Below are 22,149 nucleotides of genomic sequence, written 5' to 3' on the forward strand. Positions count from 1 at the left end.
GGAATGAGACAGGTGGCCAGTAATCAAAACTATCAGTTCACATTAACAATTAAACATACGGACTATATTGTCAGGGATCACCGGGTGCATGGCACCCGGATTATACCCGGTGTCACATTTTTAGATATGATATACCGTATGGCGCTGAGCAAAGGTTTGCCTATTGAAGAACTCGAGTGTCAGAATATTTTGTATTTGGAACCTGTAGCAACATCGGATACCTTTGACAGAGAAATCCGCATCCGTTTTCAGGGATTGGAACAGGGATGGGAAATTCAGGCGAAGAGCAGAAAAGTAAAAGATGACTGCATTCTGGATGAAAGCTGGGATGAGAATATGAACTGCAGGCTCATGCCGAAAATCCCGGAAAGCATGAGTTCAATCAATATTGATGAAATCAAACATGCCTCCGTCCGTGAAGCCGATATGGAGATATGTTATGACTATTTAAAAAAGGTTGATATAGAGCATTTTGAATTTATGAAGAGTTTGGGGAAGGTTTATGCGTCTGACCATTCTGTACTTGCAGAGTTGACGCTCAGCCAAATTGCCAATCAATATACCGGCTATTTTCAATTGCATCCCACTTTTCTTGATGCGTCTACCATCATATCGATCCTTTATCAGGCATGTCCCGAATATTTTACACAAGGATCTCCGGCAAGCCGGATGGAAACGTATATTCCCATTCATATTGAATCTTTCTGTATGACGAAGCGCCTGGAAGACAGGTGTTATGTGTACATAGAGAAGCAAGACCAAAATCATGATTCAGGGGATGTCATCCAAGTAAGCTACGGTTTGTACGATGCATACGGGGAGATGATCGCTTATTTTACGCGGCTGTCTGTGAAACATATTCGCTCAAAAGATTTAATTGAAAACCTAAAGCAGACTCGTTTGGAAACTGAAGCGGCTTCTCAGCCAAAAGACAGCCTGATCAGAAAAGATTCAATCATAAATCGAAGCGAAAGCATTGAGACACACCTTAAAGAATTAATATCCAGGGTTTCAAATATAGATCTGCGTGACATAAGGACAGACATTGGTTTTTATGAACAGGGCCTGGATTCAGCTTCTTTGCTTGCCATTGTCAAAGAACTTGAAAACAAAACAGGGGAACAGCTGTATCCTACACTCCTGTTTGAGCAGAAAACGATCCGGGAACTCGCCGCGTATATTAAAGAAAATCAAAGAATGTCCAGTTATTTCTTAACGCGAAATCAACCGGCTGAAAAGCCTGACATGAAAGAAAGTATGAACGAAAATCTTTCCGCTCTTATAACAGAAGGAGACATTCAGCAGCTGATCGCAGATATCAAAGGGACTGCCCCTGAAACACTCTCTGTGGTAAAAGGTTTTTATGAACAAGGCCTCGATTCTGTAACACTTATGCAAGCCGTAAAGGCATTGGAGGAGAAAACAGGCAGGGAACTGTACCCTACTTTATTGTTTGAGTATCCGACGATTCAAAAACTTGCAAACTATTTTGCAGAAAGCGGCGAAAAAACTTCCGTTGAAAAAGACCTCCCTCTTCATCATGGAGAGAATCATACGGCTCTGACCTATTTAACGCCGCATTGGAGGCAAAAGGCTGCCGCTTGGGACCCGAATTGCGGAAATAAAAAGAAAAGAACATGCCTGCTGTTTCAATATGACAGAGAGCTTTTTCATTTTATGCGGGAAAATGCTGAAAATGGATTCGAAAATACACAGATCATTCTCGTTTTATCAGGGAATCGTTTCTCCTATCACGGAGACGGTGTTTATGAGATAGATCACAGGGAGGAAGCCCACTTTGACAGGCTTGCAGCTGATCTGAAAAAAAGGGGGCAAATGCCCGACACCGTGGTTTACGGGTGGCCGGAAGGGTCATTTGCCGGCCCGGAAAAAATAAGTGAACAGCTTTCTAAGGGGGCTTACCCGCTATTCTTTTTCAGCCGGGCATTGATGCGCAGCAAGACGGAAAAAAAGGTTGTATCGCTTTTCCTTTATCCGGCGGATCATAAAAATGATCAGCCGCTTTACGCTTCAGTCCATGGCGCAGGGCAGTCTATTGTGCTTGAGAACCCGAAACTGGCCCTTAAGACAATCGGGATATCAGTTTCAGACAAGTCATCGTTGCCGGAACTTACAGCTGAAATCATCAGAGTCGAATCTACGGAAGCGCATCCGGGAGAAACCGATCTTTATTATGAAGGAAATGTGCGCTGGGTCCGTGCCTTACGGGAAGCAGAACCGGCTCCAAACTCAGATTTCTCCTTTAAAGAAAACGGAGTATACATGATTACAGGAGGGGCCGGCGGCTTAGGCCTTATATTTGCAGAACATATCGCAGCCCAAACGAAAGCCAATATTATTTTAGCGGGCCGTTCTGAACTTACGGAAGACAAAAAGAACAAAATCAGCCGAATGAAAGCAGGCGGTTCTTCGGTTCAATATATAAGAGGTGATTTTTCAGATAGCCGCGATGCAGAGCGAATCATAAAAACCATTAAAAGGCAATTCGGAGAAATCAACGGTGTGATACACAGTGCCGGTGTGACGCACGACGCTTTATTGATTCAAAAATCAAAAGATGAAATTCAGGAAGTAATCGCTCCGAAAATAAATGGGACGGTCTTATTGGACAGCTTGCTGCAAACCGAACCTTTGGACTTCTTTGTGATGTTTTCATCAAGCACCTCGATGTACGGGAATATCGGACAGACGGATTACGCATTGGCCAACCGGTTCATCGATCTTTTCGCTGAGTGGCGTGAAGGAATGAGGCGGAAAAAAGTACGCTCCGGCGTCTCAGTAGCCATCGGCTGGCCGCTATGGGAAGACGGCGGCATGAAAGTGGATAAACAAACTGAAAAATGGATGAAACAAAAAATCGGTATGGTTCCTCTTAGTAAAACCAATGGGATCAAAGCTTTTCAAGATTCACTCTCTCTGAACGCATCACAGCTGATCGTGTTTGAAGGTGACAAAGAAAAATTAGAATCTGCACTTCAAGATACCTTCATAGAGGATGAAAACTGCAAGATCCAAATAAATGAGAAAGCTGATACAAGGCATGAGGACATTGCCATTATCGGATTAAGCGGAAAGTATCCGATGGCTGAAGATTTACCTGAATTTTGGGAGAATTTAAAGAGCGGAAAAGATTGTATTACAGAAATCCCGCCTGACCGCTGGAATATGGATGATTTCTTCAGCGAAGACAGAGATATGAAAGGGAAGTCTTACAGCAAGTGGGGAGGTTTTATCAGCGGAGCCGATCAATTTGATCCGCTTTTCTTTCATATTTCCCCAAGGGAAGCAGAACTTATGGATCCCCAGGAAAGGCTCTTTTTAGAAACGGCCAAAAATTGTTTTGAAGACTCAGGGTACCCGAGAAACATGCTGGAAAAGATGAAAGTCGGTGTATTTGTCGGTGCAATGTGGGGCCAATATCAACTATTTGAAGGGGAAGAAAATGGAGTGGCTTTCTCGCCGGCGTCCGTCTATTCTTCAATTGCCAATCGGGTGTCTTATTATTTTCATTTAAAAGGTCCGAGTTTGGCTCTGGATACAATGTGCTCTTCATCACTGACCTCTATTCATTACGCATGCCAAAGCATACATTGCGGAGAGAGCGATATGGCATTAGCCGGCGGAGTGAATTTGTCAATACATCCGAATAAATATAAGTTCCTCAGTATGGGACAGTTTCTATCAAGTGACGGCAGATGCCGGAGTTTTGGAAAAGACGGAAGCGGTTATGTTCCCGGTGAGGGAGTCGGAGCCGTATTGTTAAAACCATTGAAAAAAGCAATAGAAGATCAAGATCAAATATACGGTGTGATTAAGGGAAGCGCCGTTAACCACGGAGGAAAGACGAGCGGATATTCCATACCGAATCCGGATGCGCAGGCGGAGGTCATTTCAGAAGCGCTTCGTAAAGCTGACATTGATCCGAACACCGTCAATTATATTGAAGCGCATGGAACAGGGACGTCATTAGGCGATCCGATTGAAATTCAAGGACTGAAAGATTCCTATCAATTGAACCATCCCTGCGCCATCGGTTCGGTGAAATCAAATATCGGACATTTAGAATCTGCGGCAGGAATCGCTGCGGTAACGAAAGTGCTTCTCCAAATGAAGAATAAGCAGCTTGTTCCTTCTCTGCATTCCGATATTGTTAATCCGTTTATAGATTTTGATCAGGTTCCTTTTCAAGTGCAGCGGAAAGCGGCTGAATGGAATATTCCGCAAAACAGCAATGCTGTTCATCCTTTGAGAGCCGGGGTAAGCGCTTTTGGGGCAGGAGGGACAAACGCGCATCTTATATTGGAAGCGTATGAGCCGCCAAAAGCTTTTGATCATCAAAGCGGCCGAGTGATCTTTGTTTTATCGGCTCAAGACAAACAACGGCTGATAAAATATGCAAAGGTTATGGCTGATTTTCTATCAGAAAATGAATCGAAGGATAACAATCATAAACTGCGTCTTCAGGATATTGCCTATACACTTCAGACGGGACGCGATCATATGGAAGAACGGCTGGCGATAGTGGCAGATTCCGGGCAGGTCATTGCTGAAGAGCTTTCAGCTTATAGCAGGGGTGAAAAAAGCAGCTTGAGCCATACCGGTCATACATTCGAATCAGAAGTTCACAATGAAATGCCTCACGTTTGTTCAGATTACGCCGAAGCAGCATCCAAATGGGTAAATGGAAGAAAGATAGATTGGGAGACTTTTGAGGTGAATCGGAATGCCCGCAGGATTTCTATTCCGGGACAACCGCTGATCAAACAGCGGTATTGGATAGCGGAAAAAGGGGACGCACTTGTTTCAGCGGATGTGAGTAAGCCGGGTCACCCTTTCTTGGGGAGTAACACGTCCGATTTTAATCAGTTCAGTTTCACGAAAAAAATCAGCCGTAATCATCCGTTTGCACTAAGTCTGTCTGAAGGAAACGTGTCCTTTTTCCCTTATGCATCTTTGGCTGAAATGGCTATCGTCAATGCAGCGGAGGCATTTGGACAACCAGTTCATACATTAACTGATTTATTGTGGACCGAAAGCATGAACGGAATGACTGATATACGGGAACTGATGATTACGCTGACGCCTGAGCGCGACTTTGCGCGATTTGACATATATGCAAACACAAAAAATGAGAATAAAGTACGTCTTGCCAGGGGAAATGCGCATATTGTTAAGCCTGAAAGCGGTATGCTTCCTGAAGCGCTTGATATTGCTGAAGTCAAATCAGAAATGACTGAACATCCTGCTGAATCGCCTTTTGTCATTGAATCAGCGAAAAACAGTGACGGAATGCTGTCGTTTCATTCATTGCCGGATGAGCTTTATGCAAAAAGAGAGAATTTTACGATCTCTCCTGAAGCGCTTGAGTCCGCGATTCAAGCCAGTGCGTTTTTTGTCAGCGGAGAAACCTTCCCGGAATTGATCGGACTGGGAGCGGCGGATGTCTATCAGCCTCTCGCTCAAAATTTTTATGTCTATACTCAAAAAGAGAACCGGCAGAACAGCCGTGATGTAACGTGTCATATGACATTTACAGATGGAAACGGAAACATTCTGGCAGAGTGCAGAGATGTGAGATTCAGATATGGTCATGAAAAAGACACTGTTCAGACGGACGATGAACTCATTCGTCTCCTGCGTCAATTGGAAACCAATGATATTGATCAGAAGGCTGTATTGAAACAATTAATGGGGGAAGAATGATGAACGGAAAACGTGAACAAATCAGCGATATTCTTGATCTGATTCAAACAGGACAAATGTCGGCTGACGAAGGCTATGCCCGTGTGACATCCATTCAGAATCAAAAATCACGGGCATCGAACCATCCGCTTTTATATTACAAGCCGGAATGGACAGAATCGTTCATTCCGAGTAAGAAGAGCGTACCCTTGACGGGATTGCTCCTGATTTTTGCAGAAAATGAACGGCAAATACAAGAATTGAGCGGTTTGTTTAAGGGCTGTACTCTCTTGTTTGTCATCCGCGGAAAAGAATTTGCTGTTTTACATGATGATACGATTTGTATGAACCACGTGAAAAAACACGATTATCTAAAGCTGTTCCGATACATTCATGATCATTATCAGCTGCCCGAAAAGATTCTTCACTTGTGGTCTGATTCTCAGGCTGACATGAGTAAAGGAGGTATACAGAAACAATTGGAAAACGGATTGTTTTCTCTTCTGTATATTACACAGGCGCTGATTGAACTAAAATGGAAAAAGATAATAAAGCTGACGCATATTTTTCAAACTGAGAATAAAGAACAACTGCCGCTGCATCATGCGCTCGGCGGATTGGTGAAAACCGTTCACCAGGAACACCCCAATTTTCACTATCAGATTATCAATATCACGCAATCAGAGGGTGCGGGAGCCGCTCTTCCAGCAATAGCGGACATATATCAGAGAGAGTGTGACGAAAAACGGGATATCCATTTTGAAGTGCGCTATGAAAACGGCAGACGTTTTACGAAAAGCTATAATAAAGCCGGCTCATTCGATTTAACTCAGCCGCTGAAACATCATGGGAATTATCTGATTACAGGAGGCCTGGGCGGTCTCGGTTATATTCTGGCAAAACATCTGTCGGAAAAATGGAAAGCGAATCTCATATTAACGGGGCGTTCTGATTTAACTGAAGAGCAGGAGAAAAAGATCGAATATTTAAGAAGTTCAGGTTCAACAGTTGAATATATCCGATCTGATGTTTCAAAACAAAGTGATGCTGAACGGATATTTGCTTTTGCAAAAGAGCAGTTCGGCACCTTACATGGAGTATTTCACAGTGCCGGCGTACTCCGTGACTCTTTTATCTTAAGAAAGACAAAAGAAGAAATTGATCAAGTCACAGGTTCGAAAGTTTATGGCGCGCTGTGGCTGGCGGAAGAAATCAAAAAAATGAAAGTTGAATTACTTGTCTTGTTTTCATCCACATCGGCAGTCTTCGGCTCAGCCGGCCAATGTGACTATGCTTTCGCCAATGCCTTTCTGGATCAGTATGCAGCAGTTATGACCGCGACAGAGTCTGCCGAAAGGGTAGTGTCAGTCAATTGGCCGCTATGGACTTCCGGCGGGATGAATATTGACGATGAAGGAGTATCCTACATGAAACAGGAACTCGGTCTTGACCCGTTAGATGACGGTGACGGAATACAGGCTCTGGAGAACAGCTTGTGTCAATCATCTGAACAGCTGATTGCCCTGAAAGGCCGTAAAGAAAAGATTGAGGATGTGCTGAAGCGTGCCGGCACAATCAGCTTTCATTCAGAGCAGCAGGAAGATGCCGATTTGCAAAACGATGAATTAAGACAAAATATAATCAGTTATCTGAAAAATATAATGTCAGAGGAATTGAAATTACCGGCCTCACTCATAGATGAAAAACAATATCTGGAGAAATACGGCATTGATTCAGTGATGATCATGCGTCTGACTAAAAAGCTGGAGCAAAGTATCGGCAGATTGTCGAAAACATTATTTTTTGAGTATCATTCAATATCGCAGTTAGCCGAATATTTCCTGAGTCATCACAGCGAACGAATGATGAAACTGCTGAACCCGGCCGGCACATCTGAACTTGTTTCATATCAAAAAAAGCCAAAAAGAAAACCAGTGGAAACAAAAGCGCCGGTACGCTCTGAAGGAGAAGATTCAAAAGAGCACATTGCGGCCGATCCCCTTTCTGCTGATATAGCGATTATCGGTGTCAGCGGCAGATACCCGGGTGCGGAAAACATCAGGGACTTCCAGAATGTGCTGATGAATGGACGGGATTGCGTAAGCGAAATTCCCGATGACCGGAAGGAAATGCTGGAGGGAAGCTGCTATAAGTGGGGAGGTTTTCTGAAAAATCCAGACCGGTTTGATCCTTTATTTTTCCGGATATCACCGAAAGAAGCGGCTTTTCTTGATCCTCAAGAACGCCTCTTTTTAGAGACAGTGTACAATACCATAGAGGATGCGGGTTATAAACCTTCAGATCTGACCCGCAAAAAGGTCGGAGTATTTGCAGGCGTCACATATGGAAGCTATCAATTTTTCGGCGTTGAAGAATCACTTAAAGGAAATGAACTGGCCGTCGGGTCTCCATTTTCTGCAATAGCAAACAGAATATCATATTTCTTTAACTTTAAGGGGCCGAGTATGGCGGTTGATACAATGTGTTCATCCTCTCTTAACGCCATTCACTTAGCCTGTGAAAGTATACGAAGAGGAGAAAGCACACTTGCTGTTGCGGGCGGGGTCAATCTTACGCTTCATCCGAATAAATATACATTATTAAATCAAAGCCGCTTCTTTGCAAGTGATGGCCGGTGCCGTACATTCGGCGAGGGCGGTGACGGTTATGTACCGGGAGAAGGAGTGGGATCCGTACTTTTAAAGCCGGCGGCGGAAGCGGTAAGGGACGGAGATCATATTTATGCGCTGATTAAAGCGACAGCGGTCAATCACGGAGGGAGAACAAACGGTTTTACGGTTCCTAATCCGAATGGTCAGTCTGAACTGATACAGGACGCGCTTCAGAAAGCTTGTATTGACCCTCGTACAATTAGTTATATTGAAGCTCACGGAACGGGAACTTCTCTGGGAGACCCGATTGAGATCACCGGATTAACAAAAGCGTTTCGGGAATTTACGGAGCACACTCAATATTGTTCAATCGGTTCTGTCAAATCAAATATCGGCCATCTTGAGGCCGCAGCGGGAATTGCCGGTTTGACAAAGGTTCTTTTGCAAATGAAACTGAAAAAACTGTTTCCCTCCATACATGCGGAGACGTTGAATCCAAATATTGATTTTAAAGCATCTCCCTTTTATGTACAGCGGTCATTGCAAGACTGGAAGAAACCGAAACTGCAGGAAAACGGAAAAACAGTAACTGTTCCGAGAAGAGCGGGGATCAGCTCATTCGGAGCGGGAGGAACGAATGTTCATATCATTATAGAAGAATATGAAGAAACAAACGTCTCAACAGAACATGTTGAGAACGAACCGCATATTGTCCTGTTATCTGCCAAAGACAATGAACGTCTTCTTGAGTATGCCGAAAACATGAAAGATTTTATTCAACGTTCACTAAGTACTGAAGTAAAGGATAAACAGCCTGATATGAAAGAAAAGGTGTATGAAGTACTCAAACCGTTTGTTTCGGAATTGCTTCATATCCATCCGGAAGAAATTAATATTGCTGATCACCTGAGTGAATTTGGCGTAGGGCCTTTGGAATTAAGCCGGATGGCGGATTTTATTAACGAAATGTTTCATATTGAACTCACGATGTATGAATTAACTGATTGCGCCTCCATTCAAGCGGTTACTGAATACTTATTGAAGGAATATGCCGGAGCGATAAGAAACATGTTCCCGAATGAAGTGATGGAAGCCGGCCAATCGGAAAGCGTCTTTTTACGGGATCTGGCATACACTACACAATCGGGCAGAGAAGCGATGGAGGCCAGAGCGGCGATTACCGGTACCTCTCTTAAAGAAATTAAGGATAAATTATTTGAGTTTTGCCGCGGTGACAAGCAAGTTCCAGACGTATATGTTAATCAGCAATCAGCAGATGCATTTGCTGAAAAAATGAAGGCGTTAACGGAAGGCAGAGCAGGTGAATTGTTTGTAAAGACCATTATTGAAAACGGTGAAGCGGAAAAGCTGGCTCAATTATGGGTTTGGGGGGCGGATATCGACTGGAAATCCGTTCATCAACATTTACAGCAGCCGGGTAAACGGATCTCAATTCCGACTTATCCGTTTGCAAAAGAACGTTATTGGGTTCCGTCCAGGACTGAGAAGGCAGAGATCCCTCAGCATTCTTTTCAACATCATTTGCAAAAAAAATGGAGGGAGAATCCTTTTGTAAATCCATCCGAAACAAAAGAGTACGGACTGACAGTAGCATTTGTAAATCAAGACACAGAATCAATTGCCCGCACCATTTGTTCGGATATAGATCAGGAGAATCTGATTGTCATAAAACATCACTCTTCATTTATAAAACACTCTGATCAAATGTTTGAGTGTTCTTTATTAGATGAAAACCACGCATACGACGTTATCCGTGAGATCTTCTCGGGCGGTGAGCGGCAGGTCGAAAATATATTTGATTTCTCAGATATCGGAAACCAGAGTGACAATCAGAACGGCATCCCATATGGTAAATTCTTATTTATACAAGTAATAATTAAGCGGAGTAAAAAGGAAACACCATTATCCATTTTACAAATCACCAATGGCTTGCAGGTATTTAAAGCGGAAAAACCAAAGCTGACGGGGGCGGAATCAGCGGCTTTTCTGAAAGCCCTTTCTGCGGAATACGGCTTTGTTCATGTGAAAACAATAGATATAGACAGCATGAAAGAAACGCATGAGCTGAAACAAATCTTTGAGAATGAAAGGGCGCAATGTACCGGAGAGAATGAAGTATGCTACCGCAGCGGCGTCAGATATGTTCCGTATTTTGAAGAAGAAAGAATCCATACCGGCGGGCCTGTTTCATTTCCTGCGGATAAAGCCATCGTGATTACCGGCGGGACAGGGGGCATTGGGAGAGCAATAGCTGAAGATTTGGTGAAACGGGGAGTGAAAAAACTCGTGCTGACGGGGACGCGTCCATTACCTTTGCGAAGTGAATGGGATCATTTGCTGAAAGAGGGCAGACAGGACGAAAAGACAGTCAGCAATATCAAACTGTTTCAAAGTTTTGAAGAGAAAGGTGTCAACTATCTGTATTACAGCGGTTCTCTCACAAATGAAGAGAAGCTGCGTTCATTCTTTCACCAAGTAAGCATTGAATTTAAAGATATAAGCGGTGTCATACACTGTGCAGGACTGCACAGCGGCGGAAATCCGGCCTTTATTCATAAAAGAATGAGTGAATTTAAGACGGTGTACGGGCCGAAAGTCACTGGACTTCAGAATTTGGAGCGGATTTTTAATAATAGGCCGCTGGATTTCTTTATTCTATTTTCATCAATTGCTGCACAGTCACCCAAACTGTCGAAAGGAATGACTGATTATGCGTCTGCAAACGCATATATGGACTATTTCGCGGCTTATCATTTTCAAAAGGGGAGAACGTATTTCACGTCCATCAATTGGCCGAGCTGGAAAGAAGTCGGAATGGGTACTGTGACGAGTCCTTTATATGATGAATTGGGATTGGACTCTCTTTCCACACGGGAAGGACTGGCGGTTTTGTATCATGCACTGGAGAAAAAATCGGCCAATATCATTCCTATCGTGAAAAAAGGAACAGTGTTTCATGCAGACAGTCTCCTGAATATCAATAAAACCGGCAAGGCTTCATTTCCAGTGCGAAGACAGGAGACTCCCGACACTTTTGATCATTCAGAAGGGCTTGTCAGTGAACTTTCTGCCGTATTTGCCGAGGAATTGAGCATTCCCCTTGAAAAGCTTAACCCAAATACGGATTTTCAGGAATACGGTGTGGATTCTATACTTCTTGTCAGCATTATACATCGTATAGAAGCAATGATTCAGAAAAAAATTGACCCTACTGTGCTTCTTGAACACAACACGATTCATGGTCTTGCGGAATATATCGGTAAGACGGCGCCGCCGTTGAAAAAACAAATCGAACAGACTGATTCTCAAAGCAGCAATCAGCATGATATGCAGTCTGTGACGAGCCGAAATACAGAACCGCAGACGGCTTCCTCTGCAAAGATAGCTGTTATCGGAATCGGATGTAAGTTCCCTGGAGCGGCTGATAAAGAGGAATTTTGGGACAATCTGAAAAAAGGGAAGAATCATATTAAAGAAGTACCTGATTCCCGGTGGAATATAGAAGAAAATTACTCTCCGGTGCAGCAAAAGGGAAAAAGCATCAGCAAATGGGGAGGATTTATCAATGGAATCGGCAGCTTTGATCCGGAGTATTTCCGCATGGAAGAGGAGAAAGCCATCCAAACGGACCCGCTGATAAGACATTTCTTAGAAACGAGTGTACAGACTGTACGGGATGCCGGTTATGAAGAAACAGAATTATCGGGAAAAAAAGTCGGCGTATTTGTCGGTTCCAGAATGGGCGGCTACGGTCACAAACTGCCGAAAGAAAGCAGCAGCCACATCGTCGGGCTTAGTCAAAACTTTATTGCTTCACATGTGTCGCATTTCTTTAATTTTCACGGTCCAAGCATGGTTTCTGATACCGCTTGTTCTTCTTCATTAGTCAGCATTCATTTAGCCTGCCAAAGCATAAAAAACGGTGATTCAGAGATGGCGCTGGCAGGAGGGGCGGATCTGCTTTTGGATGAAATTCCTTACCTGATGTTAACAGAAGGAGGAGCTCTTTCGCCGGACGGTCAGTGTTTTACTTTTGATGAAAGGGCAAACGGCTTTGTACCCGGAGAGGGTTTTGGCGCTGTTCTGTTAAAACCGCTGGAGAAAGCGAAAGCTGACGGAGATCGGATATACGGTATCATTGAAGCATCAGCTATTAATAATGACGGTGCGACAATGGGAATTACGACCCCGAATCCTAAGCTTCAAGAGCAGGTTATTCAAGATGCATTTGAAAAAGCCGATATCACTCCCGGATCAGTCAGCTACGTCGAAACTCACGGCACAGGCACGATGATTGGAGATCCGATTGAGCTACAGGCTCTGACAAAAGTATTCCGAAGAGACACAAACAAAACGCAATTTTGCGGAGTAGGAAGTGTAAAAACCAATATCGGACACTTATTAAGCGCTGCCGGAGCGGCAAGTTTCATTAAAGTGATTTTATCAATATGGCATAAGGAAATTCCGCCTACATTGAATTGTGAAACGCCAAATCCCCGCTTTGAATTTGAAAAGTCGCCTTTTTATCCGAATACAGAGCTGAGAAGCTGGAAGGATGGAAAACGGAGGGCGGGCATCAGCGCTTTCGGTTTTGGCGGAACAAACGCCCACCTTTTGGTAAGCGGCCTGGATGATTCATATCATTCCGTCAGAACTCCGCTGCCGCCTGCCGAGTTTGTCAGAAAAGAGTACTGGCCGGATTCAAATCGGAAAAAACAAATCAAACAGAATAAAAAACGGCTTCTTGAAATTATTGATGAAACAGAGTAGCACCTGCTCTGTTTCTTTACTTTGTAAAAGAAGAAAGGTTGTCGAGTTGCATGAGGTTCAGCGTATTAGTCAAACATGACGATTATATTGTTTCAGACCATGTCCTTCATCAAGTGCGTACGATACCCGGCGTAACGTATCTGGATTTAATAACACGATTTTTAGCTGAGAAAGGGATATCCCCCCGAAGTCTTGAAATCAAACATGTTTTATTCCGTGAACCTGTTGCGACGTCAGTCCATTTTGATAAAAAAGTCACCTTCCAGTTTACGGAACAAGAAAACGGCTGGCTTGTTGAAACAACAAGCAGGAAATGGGTCGCTGAAAAGGCGGAAGGTGAAGCGTCAGTCAACTTGCAGGCGGAAATCATAAGAAAAAATGCGATAAACGAAAAGACAATTTCAATCGAAGAATTAAAGAAAGGAGCCGTCCGGACTTCGGATGCTGAATCCGCCTATCGTAATTTGCGCAGGGGCGGCCTGATTCATAAAGATTTTATGAAATTGGAAGGTACAGTATATGAAGGTGAAAATTATATTCTGGGAGAGGTCAGTTTAAGCGGACTTTCAAAAGAATATACAGATGACTTTTACATGCATCCCGCATTTTTGGATGGGTCTCTCAGCTTGTTGGGAATCCTTACATCAGACTTGCCGGATGAAGGAACAAATGCGTTTATCCCAATATATATTGAGACATTCCGGGCACTGCATAAAACAACTGGGTCTTGTTTTGTGTATATTAATAAAACCAGTATAACGCAGCCGCCTTCAAAAGACATTTTATATGCGGACATAGAAGTATACAGGCCTGATGGAGAGCTTGCTTTTTATTATGAGCGATTCGGTGTGAAAAGAGTCAGAAATGAAAAATCAATACAAAGGCTGGAGCATTCCCAAAAAGCTAAAGAGGTCGGCAGCGTAGCGAACAATAAAGAAATGATCAGAAATAATTTGATCCAAGAGATAGCCGGCATGATTGAAAAACCTGCTGAAACAGTGAAGAATGATATTTCCTTTTACGAGATGGGCTTGGATTCTAAACAATTATTAGACTTATCCAAAAAATTAGAACTGATGTTAGGTTCAAAGCTGTACCCGACTTTATTATTTGATTACTCCACAATCGGTGAATTGACGGAATATCTGCAGGGGAAATACGGAGCTAACATTACAGACTCTATCTCTGATACAGTTCAGCACCAAGACAGTCATAAAACATTAACAGATGAGCTGTCATCCATTATTGGAGAGGTTACAAACACACCGCCAAATAAAGCGGACAAACACCAATCTTTTTACGAACTGGGTCTTGACTCAAAACAGCTGCTGCATATATCGAAAATGCTCGAGGAAAGATTGGATACACAATTGTATCCGACATTGCTTTTTGATTATAACAATATTCATGATTTAGCGGCTTATTTAGAAGAAAAATATGATGTGCGTAATACGCCGGCCGCAGCTTTTAAAGAAAAAACGCAAACGAAAGAGCCGTCTGAAAAGCCGGTGCTTGAATCTTTGTATTTACAAAAAGAATGGATAGAATCGCCATTAAAGTCCGGAGAAGTACCTAAGGAAAATACACTGATTTTCGATTTCGACAGTTCATTGAGTGATGAAATCCGAAAGTACATCGGCAGTGAAAATGTTATTTATGCGGAAGCCGCCGCTGAATATGAAATGGTAAATGAAAAGCATTATAAATTTAATCCGGAGCAGTCTGCTCATTACTCCAGACTGTTAGAAGATATGAAAAAGTCCGGAGCATTTCCGGCGTCAATCATTCATTACCTGTCAAAAAAAGCTTATACTGAGGCAGCGTTAGATTTGACTCACAGCTTTTATTCAATTCTTTATTTGAGTAAAGCTTTGATCCATCAAAAAGTAAAAGAAAACATCAACATTCTGTACGTACATGACAAGGGTCAATATACAAATCCGGTTTACGCCGCGATTGGAGGCTTTTTTAAAACGCTGAATGCGGAGCAGCCGAATATAAAGTGTAAAACGGTTGAGATTTCTTCAAGACAAACCATTGAAAAAGCACCTTTGCTTCTCAATGAATTAAGTGCCGGACATCATCAGGCTGTGAAATATGACGGCGATCAAAAAAGGCGGGTGACAGCATATAAAGACGCTTCGCCGCAAACAGGACAAAAGGCCGCAAAGTTTGCAAAAAACGGGGTGTATCTCATCATCGGAGGATTAAGCGGCATCGGCTGGATTATTTCAGCGTTTCTTTATGCAAATCACGGAGCCAGCGTTATCATTGTCGGGCGATCGAAAATGACAGCAGACATGGAAGAAAAATTAGACAGCATCCGATATGACGGGGCAAGCATTTCTTATATCCAGGCTGACATGTCAGATAAGCAGCAGGTCATCAAGTTAGCGGAAAAAATTCATGCTGATTATTCCGAAATCAACGGGGTCATATACAGTGCAGGCGTGTTAAAAGACTCTCTCATTATGAATAAAACAGACGCGGAAGCTCAAGCGGTGCTGCAATCAAAGGTCAATGGTGTGATTCATTTGGATGAAGCGCTCAGAAATATGCCTTTAGACTTTTTTGTTTTGTTTTCTTCCATCTCCTCAGAAATCGGTAGTCTGGGTCAAGCCGATTACGCCTACGCCAATCGTTTTTTGGAGCATTTTGCCGAGTGGAGGGAATGTATGAGAAAGGCGGGGGGAAGATCAGGAAAAACCATCGCTGTAAATTGGCCTTTCTGGAAAGACGGAGGCATGTCAGTTGATCCCGGCATTCAAGATATTATGAAAACGGAGTACGGACTTCACCCATTAGAAAATACTGCCGGAATCAAAGCTTTTGAACACTCGCTTCTCGGCCAAGACCACCAGCTGATCGTGTTATACGGAGAAAAAGAAAAAATACAAAACGATTTCAAGCCGTTATCCGCCCGTTCAGCACCGCCTCTGGTAAGAGATTCAGCGATTGCAGCCGATTTTGATGCTTCGTCAGTCGTTACGGGAGAAGCTGAAAGTCCTTTCCGGATACTCGGCACGGCTTCCAATCGTCATCTCGACGATTATTTGCATTATTGGAGCAGACTGAAGAAAGGAGCCCTTCAGCACAATCAAAGCGATGCCGCAAAAAAACTCATCGCTTTTTACCAGACAGAAGAAACGGAAACCGTTCATTTTCTGGCAAACACAGAAAATGCCCGGCATATGGAAATATTGATGAGCGGTAAGGGTGAAACAATTTTACTGATTTGCGGTTTTGCTACCACTGCTTACATGTGGAAAGAACAAATGAAGGAGTGGGCAGATCAATTTAATGTAATTGTCATACACACACCGGGTTACGGGCTGAGTGAGGGGAGCGCCGATTTTACACTGAGCGGGCTGGCTCAGACTTTTATCGAAGTGCTGAACGAGATAGGGGTTGCTTGGCCGATCCACATTGCGGCAGCTTCTTGGGGAGGCATGATAGGGCAGAGGATAGCCTATGAATACCCTGAAAAAGTAAAAACGCTCATTCTTTCCGGAAGTTACACCGAATACGAAGAAGACCCTGAAAGCAGTGTCGAGGAAAAACTGAAAAATGATTTTATAGCTATAGGAAAGTCGCATGAATATGAAAGTTTATACAGTAATCAATTCTTAAATGCTTCTATTGAACGTTTTATGAAGATACATCAACAAGAAGGCTATTCTACAATCGGCTTTTTAAAAGACATTCATACAAGAACGCTTATCCTTACGGGTGAGAAGGAAAGCGTAGTTGATCAGAAAGAAACAAAAAGGCTGCAGAAACTGCTGAGCAATGCAGAATTAAAGAAAATTAAGGGAGCGGGGCATCTTCCGAACATCACACATCCGGAAGAATTTAATAAAGCGGTGTCAGAATTCATCAAGAAATCAGTAAGTAAGGGATGAAAACGATACATACAGTACAGGGGGAGAAAACAATGAAACAAACAATAAGCAATCCGGCATTTGATATGAAACAAATTAACGCTCTTAACAGCCATTATCAGACGATGATAGACAATGGAGTTCTGCAATGTGCGAGTTATATGATGTCAAGAGGAGGTGAGGTTTTTGCAGCTGAGTCGTTAGGGGAATTTACCGGCGGACAAAAAGAAAAGCAAACATTTCAGCTTGATACAATCAGAGAAATCGGTTCTTTGACAAAAGTGTTTACCGCTGTAGCCGTCATGCAGCTCGTCGAAAAAGGTTTGCTCGATCTGAAAATGCCGGTCAAGCTCATTTTGCCTGCGTTTGATAAACCGGGTTTCGGAGAAATTAAAATTTTGCACCTTTTGACTCATACGGCGGGATTAAGTTTTGAGCTGGATATTCAAAAGGCTGAAGGCATTGACTTAACGAATGAGGAAGAATGGATAAACTATCTGGTCAGTACGCCTTTGGAGTACGGAGTGGATGAAGCATGGAACTATTCCAGAACCGGCTTTGTTATACTTGGCATCATTATTTCAAAAGTAACAGGCGTATCCTACGAACAGTATGTAACAAAGCATATTATTGAAGCGCTCGGATTAGAAAGAACGTATTTTTATGTGCCTGATGCTTTAAAAGAAGAAGTTTGTGTGATCAATGAGCACGAGTGCGTACAGCTGGAAAAAAGTCATCACCCGTATTTTCCGAATAAAGCGACAAGCGGTCTGTACTCTTCGTTGCGAGATATTTGGAAGTTAGCTGAAATGTTTAGAAATAAAGGCAGATTGAAAGATAAGAAGCTGCTTGGAAGAAAAACAGTCGAGGCGATGCTGAGAAATCAAATAAAGCCCGGTCTTCCTTTTTACTTCTTCGGAGCGCCCAGAGAGGAAGGCGGCTTTGGTTTAGGCATTAATTTGTGGCCGGCCGGTGACCATTATTTCATGACAGAAGGCACCTTCTCACATCTTGGAATGGGTTGGTGCGGCATGTTTTCTGATCCAGCCGAAGATTTTACGTATGTATTTTTCACTCCGATTTCCGAGTTTCACCCTCATGCCGTGCTGACGCCGCTGAATATCGTGTGGGCGGGTATTGAATAATTAGACAAAAGCATCGTCCCGTCTGTTCGGCAGGCGGGACGATTGCTAACTGCCCGTTTTTATCCCGCGGCATCTTTTCAAAGCCCGCCCCTAAGTTAAATAACTTAATTTACTCTTTGTAATTTTTTTTAATTATAGTACAGTAGAGCATATTTATAATACAGTTTAAAGTCTTTTATAGTACAGTTTGGCGCAATATGATCTTAAGTTTTATAAGCGGTTTCAAAATGAGGTTATAAATGATTGACGGCTTTGTTTAATTACTGTAAACTATGGTTGTTGATCATATTGTACTAATAAAAAATCTTTTTTTATTAGTACAGTTTAAACGTCATTATCTGCTTAAGCGCTATGTGAATTTCTGAATGATTAATTTTAGAATTGCAGAGCATGATAAGACTGTTTTTAATACGGATGGCTAAACGGTATCCTAACCCTGTTAAATCAAAAGAAGAGGTGGTTTAAAAAATGGCTGCAAAGACAAAAACTTCAATTGTTGATAGCAAAAAACAATTTGATGCTATTCATAAGCAGTTTGAAACGTTCCAAATTTTAAATGCTGAAGGAGAAGTCGTAAATAAAGACGCAATGCCTGATCTTTCAGATGATCAGTTAAAGGAATTAATGAGAAGAATGGTGTATATCCGCATTTTAGACCAGCGTTCAATTTCTCTTTCCCGTCAAGGACGTTTAGGTTTCTATGCACCGACAGCGGGCCAGGAAGCTTCTCAAATTGCATCACACTTCGCGCTTGAACAGGACGACTTTATCCTTCCGGGTTATCGTGACGTTCCTCAGCTGATTTGGCACGGGCTTCCTTTACATCAGGCATTCCTGTTCTCAAGAGGCCATTTTAAAGGTAATCAGATGCCTGAGGGAGTAAATGCTTTATCACCTCAAATTATTATCGGTGCTCAAATTATTCAAACCGCAGGTGTAGCTTTAGGTCTTAAAAAGCGCGGTAAAAAAGCGGTAGCTATTACTTACACTGGTGACGGCGGAGCTTCTCAAGGTGACTTCTATGAAGGAATGAACTTTGCCGGAGCATTTAAAGCGCCAGCGATCTTCGTTGTTCAGAATAACCGCTATGCGATTTCAACTCCTGTAGAAAAGCAATCATCCGCACAGACAATTGCCCAAAAAGCAGTTGCCGTCGGTATTACAGGTGTTCAAGTAGACGGAATGGATGCACTTGCCGTTTACGCTGCAACCGCAGAAGCACGCCAGCGCGCAATTAACGGTGAAGGTCCGACTCTGATCGAAACTCTTACATTCCGTTACGGACCTCATACAATGTCCGGTGACGATCCGACTAAATACCGTACGAAAGAAATAGAAAATGAATGGGAGCAAAAAGACCCGCTCGTACGTTTCCGCAAGTTCTTGGAAAACAAAGGACTATGGTCTGAAGAAGAAGAGAACAAAGTGATTGAACAGGCCAAAGAAGAAATCAAACAAGCTATCAAAAAGGCTGACGGCGAATCAAAACCGAAAGTAACAGAGCTGATTGAGAATATGTTTGAAGAGCCGACGTTCAACTTGAAAGAACAACTTGAAATTTACAAAGCGAAGGAGTCGAAGTAAGCCATGGCGCAAATGACAATGATTCAAGCGATCACTGATGCGTTACGCACAGAACTGAAAAACAATGAAAACGTTCTGCTTTTCGGGGAAGATGTAGGCGTTGCCGGAGGCGTATTCCGTGCAACTGAAGGCCTTCAAAAAGAATTCGGTGAGGACCGCGTATTTGACACGCCGCTTGCTGAATCCGGTATCGGCGGTCTCGCTCTCGGTTTAGGCCTGCAAGATTACCGTCCTGTTATGGAAATCCAATTCTTCGGATTCGTATATGAAGTAATGGATTCAATCTCAGGACAAATGGCTCGTCTCCGCTACCGTTCCGGCGGACGCTGGACTTCTCCGGTGACAATCCGTTCTCCATTCGGCGGAGGGGTTCATACACCTGAACTTCACGCTGACAGTTTGGAAGGCCTTATCGCTCAGCAACCGGGTATTAAAGTTGTTATCCCATCCACTCCTTACGATGCAAAAGGCCTGCTGATTGCCTCTATCAGAGACAATGATCCGGTTGTTTTCTTAGAGCATATGAAACTTTACCGTTCTTTCCGTCAGGAAGTTCCTGAGGAGGAATACACAATCGAGCTAGGCAAAGCTGATGTGAAACGCGAAGGTACTGACCTTTCTATCATCACATACGGCGCGATGGTTCATGAGTCGCTTAAGGCTGCTGAAGAGCTTGAAAAAGAAGGCGTTTCTGCTGAAGTTATCGACCTTCGCACTGTAAGTCCGCTTGATATTGATACGATTATTGCTTCTGTTGAAAAAACAGGCCGCGCAATTGTCGTGCAAGAAGCTCAAAAACAAGCCGGCATCGCTGCCAACGTTGTAGCTGAAATCAATGATCGCGCGATTCTGAGCCTGGAAGCTCCGGTTCTGCGTGTTGCGGCGCCTGATACAGTATTTCCTTTCTCGCTTGCTGAGAGCGTATGGCTTCCAAACCATAAAGACGTTCTTGAAACTGCGAAAAAAGTTCTTGAATTTTAATCAGGCATCATAAAAGACGGTAAAGAGAGTCCTTTTTTCTTATATGAAGGAATCTGTTTACTAGGTTCAATGCTTGCGAATGCATAACTAAAATTTGCTTAATCAACTAGGAGGTCGAAAACTGTGGCATTTGAATTTAAACTTCCGGATATCGGGGAAGGTATCCACGAAGGCGAAATCGTAAAATGGTTTGTTAAGCCGAACGACGAGGTAGAAGAAGACGATGTTCTGGCTGAAGTGCAAAATGATAAAGCAGTGGTAGAAATTCCTTCACCTGTTAAAGGAAAAGTATTAGAATTAAAAGTTGAAGAGGGAACAGTTGCAACTGTTGGACAAACGATTATTACGTTTGACGCACCTGGTTACGAAGATCTTCAATTTAAAGGAAGCCATGATTCAGGAGATGCGAAAACTGAAGCTCAAGTTCAGTCGTCTGCTGAAGCAGGGCAGGATATCTCTAAAGAAGAGACTCCTAAAGAGCCTGCAAAAGAAACCGGCGCAGGACAGCAGGACCAAGTGGAAGCAGATCCGAACAAACGCGTGATCGCCATGCCTTCCGTACGCAAATATGCCCGTGAAAAAGGCGTGGATATCCGTAAAGTAACAGGTTCAGGCAATAACGGACGTGTTGTAAAAGAAGATATCGACAGCTTTGCAAATGGAGGAGCGGCTCAAGAAGCGGCACCGCAAGAAACAGCTGCACCTCAGGAAACAGCTAAACCTGCAGCGGCTCAGGCTCCTGAAGGTGAATTCCCTGAAACACGCGAAAAAATGAGCGGTATCCGTAAAGCGATCGCGAAAGCAATGGTGAACTCTAAGCATACTGCACCGCACGTAACTCTTATGGATGAAGTTGACGTAACAAATCTTGTTGCTCACCGCAAACAGTTCAAACAAGTTGCTGCTGATCAAGGCATCAAGCTGACTTATCTGCCTTACGTCGTCAAAGCATTAACATCCGCTTTGAAAAAATTCCCTGTTTTAAACACATCTATTGATGATAAAACAGATGAAGTGATCCAAAAACATTACTTCAACATCGGAATTGCAGCGGATACCGAAAAAGGCCTGCTTGTGCCGGTAGTGAAAAATGCCGACCGTAAAGCCGTTTTCGAAATCTCTGATGAAATCAACAGCCTTGCTACAAAAGCGCGTGAAGGCAAGCTTGCACCTGCGGAAATGAAAGGCGCTTCTTGCACGATCACAAATATCGGTTCTGCCGGAGGCCAATGGTTCACACCGGTTATCAACCATCCAGAGGTTGCGATTCTCGGTATCGGCCGTATTGCTGAAAAAGCAATCGTCCGTGACGGTGAAATTGTAGCTGCTCCTGTCTTAGCTCTTTCTCTCAGCTTTGACCACCGTATGATTGACGGAGCAACTGCACAAAATGCGTTAAACCACATCAAGCGTTTACTGAACGATCCACAACTTATTTTAATGGAGGCGTAA

The 22,149-nt window shown here is 43.2% G+C and carries 7 protein-coding genes; all 7 read left to right on the plus strand.

The genetic code is table 11. From position 1 onward, the window contains the following. Positions 1-12: 12 nt before the first annotated feature. On the plus strand, positions 13-5,724 hold the full coding sequence (locus GNE05_RS07735; RefSeq protein ID WP_160182641.1) for a type I polyketide synthase: 5,712 nt from the start codon (positions 13-15) through the stop codon (positions 5,722-5,724). Further along, positions 5,724-13,106 (plus strand): SDR family NAD(P)-dependent oxidoreductase, encoded by a 7,383-nt coding sequence (locus GNE05_RS07740; RefSeq protein ID WP_160183198.1) that lies wholly within the window; start codon positions 5,724-5,726, stop codon positions 13,104-13,106. Before GNE05_RS07735 ends, GNE05_RS07740 begins: the two co-directional genes overlap by 1 nt. Before the next feature lie 50 nt (positions 13,107-13,156). Then, positions 13,157-17,008 (plus strand): alpha/beta fold hydrolase, encoded by a 3,852-nt coding sequence (locus GNE05_RS07745; protein WP_160182642.1) that lies wholly within the window; start codon positions 13,157-13,159, stop codon positions 17,006-17,008. Between the two features lie 32 nt (positions 17,009-17,040). After that, complete coding sequence (locus GNE05_RS07750) at positions 17,041-18,132, plus strand: serine hydrolase domain-containing protein (RefSeq protein WP_053573405.1); 1,092 nt, start codon at positions 17,041-17,043, stop codon at positions 18,130-18,132. A gap of 468 nt (positions 18,133-18,600) precedes the next feature. Further along, a complete protein-coding gene (gene pdhA / locus GNE05_RS07755) occupies positions 18,601-19,716 on the plus strand; it encodes a pyruvate dehydrogenase (acetyl-transferring) E1 component subunit alpha (RefSeq protein WP_007611171.1) in 1,116 nt (371 codons plus the stop codon). A gap of 3 nt (positions 19,717-19,719) precedes the next feature. After that, positions 19,720-20,697 carry a pyruvate dehydrogenase complex E1 component subunit beta gene (gene pdhB / locus GNE05_RS07760; protein WP_003154528.1) on the plus strand — a complete coding sequence of 326 codons (978 nt, stop codon included), beginning with the start codon at positions 19,720-19,722 and terminating at the stop codon, positions 20,695-20,697. A 123-nt stretch (positions 20,698-20,820) separates the two neighbouring features. Continuing rightward, complete coding sequence (gene pdhC / locus GNE05_RS07765; RefSeq protein WP_012117474.1) at positions 20,821-22,149, plus strand: pyruvate dehydrogenase complex dihydrolipoyllysine-residue acetyltransferase; 1,329 nt, start codon at positions 20,821-20,823, stop codon at positions 22,147-22,149.

Source organism: Bacillus sp. AM1(2019) (assembly GCF_009906915.1).
In the GTDB taxonomy this organism is placed as follows: domain Bacteria; phylum Bacillota; class Bacilli; order Bacillales; family Bacillaceae; genus Bacillus; species Bacillus velezensis.